This window comes from Candidatus Hydrogenedentota bacterium (assembly GCA_035416745.1).
Lineage (GTDB): Bacteria > Hydrogenedentota > Hydrogenedentia > Hydrogenedentales > SLHB01 > UBA2224.
The window spans coordinates 22220-34068 of sequence record DAOLNV010000065.1 but is presented as its reverse complement, the minus strand read 5'-3'; the positions used below and the strand labels follow the sequence as shown (position 1 = coordinate 34068).

7 protein-coding genes are annotated in these 11849 nt (G+C 60.5%); 6 read left to right on the top strand and 1 reads right to left on the bottom strand.

What is annotated here, in order from left to right:
* The coding region (locus PLJ71_16870) for a glycosyltransferase family 2 protein (GenBank protein ID HQM50363.1) at positions 1–874 on the top strand (874 nt) is incomplete at its 5' end.
* A 59-nt stretch (positions 875–933) separates the two neighbouring features.
* Here the strand turns inward: PLJ71_16870 and PLJ71_16865 are convergent.
* Entirely contained in the window at positions 934–2670 is a 1737-nt protein-coding gene (locus tag PLJ71_16865) for a heparinase II/III family protein (protein ID HQM50362.1), read from the bottom strand.
* A gap of 396 nt (positions 2671–3066) precedes the next feature.
* Here PLJ71_16865 and PLJ71_16860 point away from each other — a divergent pair, with 396 nt between their 5' ends.
* Genes PLJ71_16860 through PLJ71_16840 form a run of 5 tightly spaced genes read left to right on the top strand, consistent with a single transcriptional unit; the run spans position 3067 to position 11797 of the window.
* Positions 3067–4755 carry a hypothetical protein gene (locus tag PLJ71_16860; protein HQM50361.1) on the top strand — a complete coding sequence of 563 codons (1689 nt, stop codon included), beginning with the start codon at positions 3067–3069 and terminating at the stop codon, positions 4753–4755.
* Between the two features lie 7 nt (positions 4756–4762).
* Positions 4763–6007 (top strand): beta-ketoacyl-[acyl-carrier-protein] synthase family protein, encoded by a 1245-nt coding sequence (locus PLJ71_16855; protein ID HQM50360.1) that lies wholly within the window; start codon positions 4763–4765, stop codon positions 6005–6007.
* Complete coding sequence (locus tag PLJ71_16850; GenBank protein HQM50359.1) at positions 6004–8514, top strand: ATP-binding protein; 2511 nt, start codon at positions 6004–6006, stop codon at positions 8512–8514. Before PLJ71_16855 ends, PLJ71_16850 begins: the two co-directional genes overlap by 4 nt.
* Before the next feature lie 3 nt (positions 8515–8517).
* Entirely contained in the window at positions 8518–10452 is a 1935-nt protein-coding gene (locus tag PLJ71_16845; protein HQM50358.1) for an ATP-binding protein, read from the top strand.
* The gene (locus tag PLJ71_16840; protein ID HQM50357.1) at positions 10430–11797 is read left to right on the top strand and encodes a sigma-54 dependent transcriptional regulator; all 1368 of its coding nucleotides are present in this window, start codon (positions 10430–10432) and stop codon (positions 11795–11797) included. The genes PLJ71_16845 and PLJ71_16840 overlap by 23 nt, the downstream gene beginning before the upstream one ends.
* Positions 11798–11849: the final 52 nt, after the last annotated feature.

The following is an 11849-nucleotide window of genomic DNA, read 5'->3' as shown; positions in this document are numbered from 1 at the left end:
TTCTCTGGAGCTTGATGCCTGGCAAGCATCCGGGCTAGGCTATACGTTCTTCGGTGGATTCGCGATCGTGTGGCGAAGATCTTCACCGGAGGGAACAGGGATGTCGCCCGTGACGGAAAATGCATCAGCACAGAATCCTGCAGTGAACGCGATACGCATCTCGGTGGCCTCGCCCGTCTACAACGAGGCGGATACCATCGAGAAAACGGTGCGCGGCTGGGTGCGTTTTCTCGATGCCCTTGACGTCCCGAGCGAGATAGTCCTGTGCAACGATGGGTCGCGCGACGGCACAGGCGACATCCTGGCGCGGCTGTCGGCGGAATTCCCGAATGTGCGCGACGTGGGCGAGCCCGATATCAACCGGGGCTACGGCTACGCCATCTCGCTGGCCATCCGCGAATGCCGGGGGGATTACATCGTCACCATTGATTCCGACGGCCAGTTTCAATTGGAGGATTTGGCCGAGATCATCAACAGCCTGGGAGACGGCGCGCCCGACGGATTCGCCGGCTACCGGGTGCGAAAACAGGATTCGTTCCTTCGTGTGGCCGCCGATCGCTGCCTCAATCTCATCGTGCGCATGCTCTTCTTCGTAAGTATGCGCGACACCAATTGCGCACTCAAGATGATCCGCCGCGAGCTCCTCCAGAAACTCCGGCTGGAATCCAACGGCTACCCGTTTCCCACCGAGGTATGCATCAAACTTCATGCCCTGGGGGCCCAACTGGCCGAGTTCCCCGTCCACCACCTCGAACGCAGCGGGGGCCAATCCAAGCTCAAACTCTGGCGCACGGGGTTTCACATGCTGTGGTTCCTGGTCTACCTCCGCATGCGCCTGTGGGTCTGGCGCCGGAAACTCATCCGCGAACTGTAGAATACGACGGGGATGCAGGAAACCCGGGGGCGGTCTCTAAACAACCGTGCGCCCTGCGCTCACTTCGCGGGGATGTAGACGAACGCGTAGCGGTTTCGGATTTCGGCAGCCGCTGGCTGGACCAGCGTGAGCCGGGTGAGCACCTCGCTTTTCCGGTTTGCCTTGCACGCCTCTTCGAGTCTTTCGGCGGCAAAGACGCCCGAGGCTGCGCGAATCTCGAGAACGCCTTCGCCGGACCGTATGCGGGCCGTCGAGTCGTTGGTCTCGACGTCGAGCCACGTGACGAAGGCCTCTTCCACGTCGAATCCTGCCCCTTCGAACGCATACCGCGTTTCCATGACGAGCGCGCCGCCTTCCTGAATCGAGAAGACGCGGACCGCCTCCTGGAGTCCCTCGGCCTTATAGGCCTTGGTCAGCTCGATGCGCGCTTGTCTGGGTCCGGGAAGGCTCAGTTCGCCGCGGTATTCCCCACCGGAAGGCTGCAACGCCCCGCCGATGCGCGGGACGCTGTGGCCGTAGGAGTTGGCGAAGATGTTCTCGTAGCGTTTCGAGCTGAAATACTCGCGGCTGTACAGGCCCGCGCCAGGATCGCACAAGTAGGTGGCGCCGCCGATACGCAGCACGAAACTGCCAACGTCGTTGTTGTTGTGCGGCTCGGCATTGTGACCCGCCTTGGCTGCCAGCACCGCGCGCCCCCCTCCTGTTTGCCATACGAATTTCACGATGCCCGAGGCGGGCAGGCAGGCGTCTTCAATCAGGGGCTCCCCGGCCGCGGATTCATCCCACCACAGAAGGTTGCGCAACACGCTCGTCAGCCGCCAATCGAACAGGGCGCCGGTTTGCGGCAGCAGAGACGCGACGCCGGTGCGTTGCGCGAGCCGGGCCGCCAGGAACGGCGTGAGACTCTGGTGCTCATGACTGTCGGCGAATGACGCAAACACGTGTTTGTCGATGGCGGCGGTCGCGGGATATTGGGCAATCGCCCTGAGTTTCGCGTGGGAGAGCAGGTCAACCGCGCCGCCCGTCTTGGCCTGCAGCATTTCGCCGAATGCCACGCAGTGCAACAGTCCGTAGCCCCAGTATCCGATGCCCTCGAGACACGCGCCGTCCTCCTCGAACCCGTTGGCCAGGAATCGGTCCATCTGCTCCAGCACAAGGCTCGCCGCTCTGGCCCGGCGCTCCGGGTCGGGTTCGAGCAGAAGGAACGTCTGCCCGACAGCTCCCGCGCAGACGCCCGTCCAGTTATTTCTGCCGTTGTTCCACCAGTACTCGTGTGCGTGTTCCAGAAAGGGGTCCATCACGCGGACCCGTATCTCGATCCGTATTCGCCCGGCAAGGTCGTCCGGAAGCCGCTCCTCGAGGAGTAACAGGACATGAGCCAGTTCGCAGGCGGTCTCCGCCGAAAAGAGGTCGATGTTCCAGGGCACGGGCCGTTCATGAGCGGGCAACACCCAAGTGGGTTCGTCAAGCACGCTTGCGAGTAAAGCACACAGATGTTCGAGGCCGCCCGCGTCCGGCTCGAGCCATGCGGCCAGAGCGGCCCGGGTCAGCCGTTCCCTTTTCGCGAAATACGGCGTTTCGTAAGGGAACCGCTCGCCTGCTTCCCGGTACCGGTTGTAGAGCTCCTGGGTCGTCTGGGGGATTTCTCGTTCGGCGCTTCGTGCCCAGTTCAGGATTTCCCGGCCCTGCGGCGTCTCGAGAAGCGACTCTCGCGAACGCGACACAAGTTCCGGAATGGCAGGCACTTCAGACGCTTTTTCGAGACTGGTCCGCAATGTTTCTACATCGGCAGCCACCCCCGAAGACTCCCCCGCCGCTCCGGCCATCGCAGGAAGCAAAGCCAGCAACAAGAAAGCAATCCCTGTCTCGTTTCGTACCATGGCCGAAAGCATACCGAACCGGCCTTGAAATTTCCAGCATGAGGACAGGGTCCGGAGACCACTATAAGAGACAGACCTGCTTTCCGACAGGCTCAGAAACCACAATTCGTAGACGCAGATGGGCGGAACGGTTCGCGAATGTATGCTGAATGTCAAAATGTTGTGGTATGCCCTTTTTTCTTGCATACATATGGGGTTCGTGATAGTATCTGGGCAATATATTGTGTAGTGTCTCGCTCAGGGGAGGGATTTTCGCAAGATATTGTGGTATCCCGCGGACACTATGCTGGGAAAAATGACGAAGGAGAGGCTATGAAATCGCGCAGCATTCTCGTCCGGTTTCCGGGGTATCCGTTTTCGTTCGAAGCGCTTATGCCAGACCACGAACTGGCGTCCACTGCGGCGTGCCTGTTAGCCGAGGGACACGAGACGGTCATCCGAGACTTCGGGACGGTCGGGCTGGTGGACCGGCTGTTTCCAGAAACGGTTCGGGGCGCCGTCAGCGAGATTGCGGACCGCTTTCTTGATTTCAGCCCGGTGAGCCCGCTTCGGGCGCTTCATCTCCTGTGGCAGCTTCGTGCGGCCGACCGTGCGTTCCAGACACGTCAAGTGTCTTGCTGCGAAGAACTTGCAGAGAAACTGGCGGAGACCGAAAAAGTTGATTTCATCGCCCTTAAAATCGATGTTGCGGACGACCTTCACAGCGCTATTCTCCTGGCGAAGCGAATACGCCAACACAACGCGAAGGTGTGTCTGTTGGCTTTTGGACAGGCTGCAGGCCTGTATGGGTGGCAACTCGTCAGCAGCACGGGCGCGTTTGACGGCGTTTGCGTGGGCGACCCGGAAGTGGGGATCACGGCCCTGGCTGACAACATCCGGCACCGCGACCGGTGGCCGTCTCTCCCGAACTTGATCTTTCCGGGAACGGACCGTCCCTGTCACACTGAACAGGAGTTCGCACCGGACTTGGATGCCCTGCCCGAGCCTGTCTATGACCCTGACGTCTACCGGGCGCTGCGCAACAACCGTAAACTCAAGCTGTTCCCGATCGAAGAGAGCCGCGGTTGCGAAAACACATGCAGCGATTGTCCTAAGTCCACTCAGGATGGAGGATTGCGGTTGCACTCGCCCGGCCGGGTAATGTCACACATACAGCGCATCGTGGCGTCTCACGGGGTAGGCGCGTTCCGCATTGTGGGCGCGGGCGGCTCGATGGCCCACGCGGCCAGTGTCGCGAACGATATTCTCGAATGCGGCTCCAAAGTAGCCTATTCCCGCGCCGGCAACCTTGCTTCGGCCGATCCCGCATTGCTGAAGGTACTGAAAGCCTCGGGATGCGTCTCGCTGTCGTATCGCGTAGGGAGCGGCAGCCAACGGCTGCTCCGCGACTACTTCGGGCAGAACGCGGGGGTCTCGGGCATTGAAAGCCTCTTGCGGAGCTGCAAAGATGCCGGGTTGATCGCCTTGGCCCGCTTCACCTATCCTACGCCGGCGGACGACCACCATACCCGGGCTGAAACCCTCCGCCTCTTGGAACGGGCGCGTCCTGATGCGGGGTTGGTGGAATTGCCGGAAGTTCTTCCCCGGACGCTATGGTACCAGCAGCCTTGGCGGTATGGGTTCGGCCTCACATTCGGGAACCGTCTGGACCACATTCTGCGCACACGGTCCCGGTTTGGAACGCCGCCGGGCAGATGGCGTTCGCTGCCGTACAGAATCGGCGAATTGACGGCGACTCAGGCAATTCAGCATCACGAGAGCATGCTCCGTGAGGTAGAATCTCTAGGGATAGTCGCGCATATGTTGGAAGAGACGCCCCTTGTAGCGCGCGTTCTTGGATGGTATAGTAGCCTTGCAGATTTCAGAACCCAGGCGATACGGCAATTCCTGACGGGGGATATACACGGCATTGCCCGCATGGTGAAAGACTTCAACGTGCGTGCTGCCACGGGAGCGGTTCTTGGACAGAGCGCGCACTTGCGTGCGGCTGTTGGCAATTAAGGAGACCATGCGCACAAACATTGTGATCACCGGAATAGGCGTCCTGGCGTGCAACGGTCTGGGACGCCAAGCCTTTTGGGATGCCATCTCGAAGGGCTGTTCCGGTATTCGCACCATTGACCGGTTCGACGCTTCAGAGATGCCTTGCCAGATTGGCGGCCAGCTTTGGGAGTTCAACCCGGACGATTTCATGAAGAAGAGCGTGGTGCGGACCTGGTGCCGGCACGTCCACCAGGCTATTGCGAGCGCGCGCATGGCGGCCGAGGATGCGGAACTGTCAAAAGCCGGTTACGATCCCGAACACATCGCCACGGGCATCGGCACAAGCATCGGCGACCCCATCGAGGGATACCGGGAAGCCAATCTGGCCTACGAAAGCGGGGGCTTCAGGAAAATGCCCCGTTTGGCGTCGTCGAAGTTCTCGGGGCATTCCGCAACGGTCAACGTTACCATAGACTTTGGATTCAAAGGGCCGGCAATAACCATATCGAGCGGATGCGCGACGGGACTCGACACCTTGGAATGGGGCGCCGAGCAGATCCGCCGGCGGCGTGCCGACGCCGCCCTCGTAGGCGCCACGGAATGCCCGATTTTCCCCATGTCGTATGCGTCGGGCTGTTCTCTCGGAATCTTGTCGAAACGGAATGCCGAACCCGAGAAGGCGATGCGGCCGTTCGATCGCCACCGTGACGGGATCGTCTTGAGCGAAGCCGCCGTAGCCGTGGTCCTCGAACGCGAAGACCGCGCGCGGGCACGCGGCGCGCGCATATTTGCCCGAATTCTCGGATCTGGGTCGGCATCGGAAGCGCTCAGTGCTCTGACTATGGACCCCGAGGGCAAGGGTCTGGCCGAGGCCATTCGAAATGCGTTGCAGGACGCGGGCGCCACCCCGGCCGATGTCGACCATGTTCAGGCGCACGGCGTGTCGCTGGAAATGTATGACCGCAGCGAGACGAACTCGTACAAGCGCGCCTTGGGCGACCGGGCATACCGCGTGCCCATTTCGGCGGTGAAGTCCATGGCAGGGCAGCCCTACGCGGTGGGCGGCCTGCTCGGGGTGGCCGCGGGTGCCCTGGCATTGGAGAAGGGGTGCATCTGCCCCACTCTTAACCTCGAGGATCCCGATCCGGAGTGCGACCTTGATTTTGTTCCGCAGCGTGCCCGGTTGAATGACGTGGCAACGGTATTGGTCAGTGCCATGAGCTTCGGAGGTACCCACAGCGCCCTTTTGATGGGGCGCCCGGAGCAATGAGTGTTTTTCAAGCGACAATCCTGCACATCATTTCGGGCGTGACCTGCTTGGGGCTCGGCGCCCTGGTGCTGGGCCGCAATCCCTACAAACGGGCTCACCGGGCCTTCGCGCTTCTCGCCTTGAATCTCGGGCTATGGACATTTGGCGTCGTATTCATCACCCACGCCCATGAAGAAAGCCAGGCCTTGTTATGGCTTCGCGCCACGTTTGTGATTGCGAGTTTCATACCCGTTACGTACCAGTATTTCGTCAGTGTTTTTCCGGGGCACCGTTTCGAGGGCTCGCCCACTATCCTGGGCATTCTCCTATTGCTGGCTCTTGGCTGTTCGGTGGGCGTATTCACGGATTATTACGTGGATCCCTCCCGTCTGCGCCTTTACCCAGACAGCCCTCCGGTCGTGACCTACGGCCGCGTTTTCATGCTGATGGTTGCGTCCGTCGTCCTGACCATGCTTTACGGTTTCCCGTTGTTGGTCCGCAAGATGTTGCGCAGCACGGGAATCGAACGGCGTCAAGTTCAGCATGTCCTTCTGGGCACGGCGGCTTTCACGACTCTGGCCACCGTAACGAACGTGCTCGGGCCCGCCATCGGCTTGGAAAACACCGAAACGTACGGCCCCATTTTTCTCGTGCTGATGATAGGGACCTTCGCGTACGCGATGGTGCGTTACCACCTTCTCGACATCTGGTTCATTGTCTCGCGCACAACGGTCTACGCTGTTTCCACGGCGGTTGTGGCGCTGATCTTCGTGGGCACGATATCCGTGGTCCACTGGACCTTCAGCAGCGGCATGGGAAAGATCAACATTGTGCCCACGCTGTTGGCAGCGCTTATCGTGGCGCTTGTTCTGGAACCCATCAAGGAGTATCTCCAGCTCTTTCTCCAGCGGACGGTGCTCAAGCGCCGCTACGACGTGCAAGCGTTGATTGGCCGGGTCAGCCGTTCGGCGAGCCACATCGTGAAACTGGACGAGCTGCTCGAGAGGGTCGGGGAGGATATCGGCGAAACGGTGGGGGTTCGCACGGTGCGCATCTTGCTGTTGAGCGAAACCCAGCCGGACCAGCTCGTCACGGAATACTCGAACGAGACATCCGAAAAAGGCATGGCGCTCGAGGGTTTTGGAGAACTTCTGCACTATATGCGGCAGCGCCGTTCCCCGGTGGCTCTGGAAGAGATGATCCATGGAAAACCCACGCCCGAACATGCCCGCGTCGCGCACCATCTGGCCGAGCTGGAGGCCTATCTCTGTGTGCCGTTGAGGTCCATGGCGGATTTCGTCGGGCTGCTTACTCTCGGACAGAAGCGGTCGCAGGATATTTTTACCAGCGACGACATGGGCGCCTTCGCAACCCTGGCAGGTCCCCTGGCTGCCGCGATCGAGAACGGGCGTTTATACCGGAAACTCGAGGAAGCGAACCTGCACCGTGCGCGAATTCTGGCGAGTATGCGCAGCGGGGTGCTCGCGGTGGATACGAACGGCACGGTGCAGACCATCAATCAAGCCGCTTTGGACTTGCTGGGCGCCATCCAGCCGGGCCATTTCCTGCGGGACCTGCCTGAACAGATTGCGCAGGTTCTCGAGCGAACCTTGGCGACAAGCCACGACCTGGAAGACTATGAGACCCAGGTACGGCGTCCGGACGGCGTGGAAACCCCCGTGGCACTGTCTTCAGCATGTTTGACGTCGGCGGATGGCAACCTGAAGGGCGCCATGGTGATGATTTACGATTTGAGCCAGGTCAAACGCCTGGAACAAAACGTGCAGCGGGCGGACCGGCTTTCTTCGATTGGCACCCTGGCGGCGGGTATGGCGCACGAAATCAAGAATCCCCTCGTTTCGGTCAAGACGTTCACCCAACTGCTTCCAAAGCGCTATATGGACTCGGAGTTCCGCACGACGTTCACGGAGGTGGTGTTGAGCGCGGTGGAACGTATCGATTCCATCGTGAGCCGGCTCCTCGATTTCGCACGCCCGCGGCAGGCGAGTTTCGCGCCGCGCAATATATGCAAGATCCTGCGGGACGTGCTCATGCTGACGGAGAACCAGGCGGTTAAAGCCGGTATAACGATGGAAATGGATTTCGCGGAACCGGAATTTCTGGTAAATTGCGACGAGCAACAGCTTCACCAGGTTTTCTTGAATTTGATCTTGAATGCATTTGAGGCTATGAGTCAAACTAATGGAGGCGTTCTGCGGGTTAGCGCCGTTAGCGGGCGCATGCGCTTGCAGCAAGGATGGCATGGACCGGCCCAGGATGTTGAAAGCGTCGTCGTAAGCGTGCAAGATACTGGCCCGGGCATTCCCGAAGGCCAGGTAGAGTTCATTTTCAACCCGTTCTATACGACGAAGGAGAATGGCAGTGGTCTGGGGTTGTCCGTCGTGCATGGCATTGTTTCGGAGCACGGAGGGACGGTCGGCGTCGAAAGCACGACTGGTCAGGGGGCAACCTTTACCGTAGCATTTCCGATGGTGCGGGAAATGGCTTCATTAGGGGGCGAGAAGTAAGCAATGAAGGTGGTGCTGGCGATAGCGGAAGATCAGGGATTGCGGGCCTCCCTGAGAGCTGCCATGCCCGAAACTGATCTGGTCTTGTTCGAGACTTCGGTAGAAACGGCGTTGCGAAGGCTCATTTCGATCCGGGCCGATGCGGTGATTGTAGATGAGTTCCCTACGTTGAGCGACGAGGCGTTCGCGCGCTTGCGGGAAGCCACTCCGGGCGTCCCGCTCATCGTCCTTTCAAACCGTAATGACGAAGAAACACGCGCCCATTTCCTGCTTGCAGGGGCACGCGAGTGCCTGCCCAAACCGTTTTCGTGCATGGGGCTGCGTGAAGCCGTCCAAAAGTGTCTGGGCGAAAATGGGGTTCATGCGGCGCAGAACCCGCAAGCGCGGACTCCCGCCATGATGGAGCCGTCTCAGGCGGCTGCCATTGGCCAACATCAAACGGCATTGCGGTGGTTGAGCCGCCTATCGGGCCATATGAAGGATCCGCACCAGCTGGCCCAGAGCCTGTCGGACGCCTTGGCCGACGTGTTTCATGCCGCGCGGTGCGGCGTATTGCTCGAAACGGAAAAGGAAGGCGTGCGCGTCGTTGCCTGCGCGGGAATTCCGGAAGGGCTGTCGGAGTCCATCCGGCTCGATTTCTCGGAAGGCCTGATGCGCTGGCTGGAACAGCATGCCTGTCTATTCGACCGGCTCGTGAATGCCGCCGACGAGAATTCAGCGAAAGAGCTCGAGGTCCTTGGGGGGCGTCTGGCAGTTCCGCTCCTGGTAAGCGGACGCGTGCGCGGAGCGCTCATTCTGGGCGAGAAATCGTCCGGCCTCGATTACGCCTTGGAAGAGCGGGAGCTCTTGACAGCGCTTGCACGAAGCGCCTCGATATCTTTCGAGAACGCCAGACTGTACCAGGACGTTTGCGGCCAGCAGCGCCGCCTTGACGCGGTACTGGGCAATCTGAGCACGGGCGTGCTGGTGGTGTCTCCGGACCGCCGCATTTCTCTTATGAACCAGGCTTCCGAACGGATCCTTCAGGTGCGCGGCGCCGATGTGTTGGGACGCAGCGCACAGAAACTTGGTTCGGGATTTGCCGACGTGATCTTGCGCACCATGCAGGAAGGCAAGCCGCAACTGCGGCAGGAAGTCCACGACCCCGCTATCGACGCCACGTTGGGACTGAGCGCGACTCCGCTCGGGGACGGCGGCGTGGTCGTGGTATTCTCGCGTCTGCCCGAGGAACGTGCCCGCCGGGAAGACATCGCATACAGCCCGTTCTGGGAATACCTCGCTTCGCGCGTGGCTCAGGAAATCAAGAATCCCATGGTAGCCATCAACACGTTTGCGCAGCTTCTTCCCAAGAAATACGACACCGAGGATTTCCGGGAAGCGTTCAGCGAGACGGTGCAGCAGGAAATCGCGCGGATCAACAACGTTGCCGAGACCCTGTTCGAGTTTGCCCGTCATCCGCGCCTTACCATGAAGCGGGCTAACATCAACGATACTGTAAAGGGCGTATTGCGGTCGTTTGAAGAGGAGTTGCGCGCCAGATCGATCGACGTCGAGGCGAGGTATGACCCCAATCTGCCCGATGTGGAACTCGACCCGGTGTATTTTTCTCAGGCGTTGCACAACGTGGTCCAGAACAGCATCGACGCCATGCCCGGCGGGGGGAAATTGAAAGTGGCGACCCAAAGCAGCCGAGACGGCTGCGAAGTCACCGTCAAGGATTCTGGCCCCGGCATTCCGGAGCAAGACGCGCTCCTCATCTTCATGCCGTTCTTCAGCACGCGCGAGCAGGGCATGGGGCTGGGGCTGACCACGGCAAGCCGCATCATGAAACAGCACCACGGCGAATTGAGGCTTCTGTCCAGCGAGGAGGGCGGCAGCACGTTTGCGTTGAGCGTTCCTCCGGTCCAAGCAAAAGATGCAGACCATCCTGGCGATTGACGATGAACCGAGTGTCCGCGCGTCGTACGACCTGATTCTGTCAGGTTCCTACCGTGTGATTCAGGCGGAAGATGGGAAGACCGCGCTCCGCCTGCTGGATACCAACCATGTTGACCTGATAATCCTGGACCTTATCATGCCGGGCTTGCCAGGGATGGAGGTGCTCGAGCAGATCACGGCTCGCAGTATACGGACGCCCGTTGTTGTCGTGACGGCCCACAAAGGCGTGGATACCGCGGTGAAAGCCATGAAACGGGGCGCGCGCGATTACATCCTCAAACCGTTCGATGTGGACGAGCTTACAATCATCGTTCAACGTGCGCTCACGGAACGCCGCCACGAAGAAGCGTTGAATGTCTTGAGGGAAGACGGCGTGCGCGGGTTCGAGGCGATCGTGGGAGATAGCCCGGCTCTCACGCATACCCTGGAACTGGCCCGGAAAGCCATGCGCGTGGATTCCACGGTGCTTATTACCGGGGAAAGCGGGACAGGAAAAGACCTCCTGGCGCGGTGTATCCATTCCGGCGGGCCGCGCGCCGCGGAGGCGTTTGTGCCGGTCTCGTGCTGCGCCATTCCCGAGCATTTGGTGGAAAGCGAATTGTTCGGCCACGAAAGGGGCGCGTTCACGGGCGCTTTCGAGCATCGCACGGGCAAGGTTCAGGTGGCCGACGGCGGAACCCTGTTCCTCGATGAAATCGGAGAGATGCCGCTCGAGGCCCAGGGCAAGCTGTTGCGGGTGCTTCAGGACGGACAGTTCTATCCGGTAGGAAGCAGCAAGGCTATCGGAACGGATGTGCGCTTCATCTGCGCCACAAACCGGAACCTCCTGGAGCGTATCAAGCAGGGCGGGTTCCGCGAGGACCTGTATTACCGGATTAACGTCATTCCTATCGAAATGCCCCCGTTGCGGAGGCGCCGCGAGGATATCCCGCTGCTGGTTGCCCATTTTCTGCAGAAACACGCGCCGCGCGTCAATGCCCGGGCAACCCGGTTCACGGCGGATGCGCTGGCTCAGCTGGCTTCGCATGAATGGCCGGGAAACGTGCGCGAGCTGGAAAACGCCATCGAGCGCGTACTCGTCCACCATTCAGACAAGACCGCGATAGACGTGACTCATCTGGAAGGTCTGGCGCACATCCAGGAGCCGGGCGCCTCGGGCGGCATAGCGGAATTCGAGGGGCTCTCGATCGACGAGGCAACAGCTCGCCTGGAACGCCATCTGATCCTGCGCGCCCTGGAGCGCTCGAATTACGTGCAGTCGCGTGCGGCGGAGATTCTGGGAACGACCCGGCGAGTCCTGAAGTACAAAATGGATAATCTCGGGATCGAGCCGCCACCGGAATGAATGGCGCCACCGGGACGGGAGGAAGCGTGAACGGGAACTGATAAAATTGCAC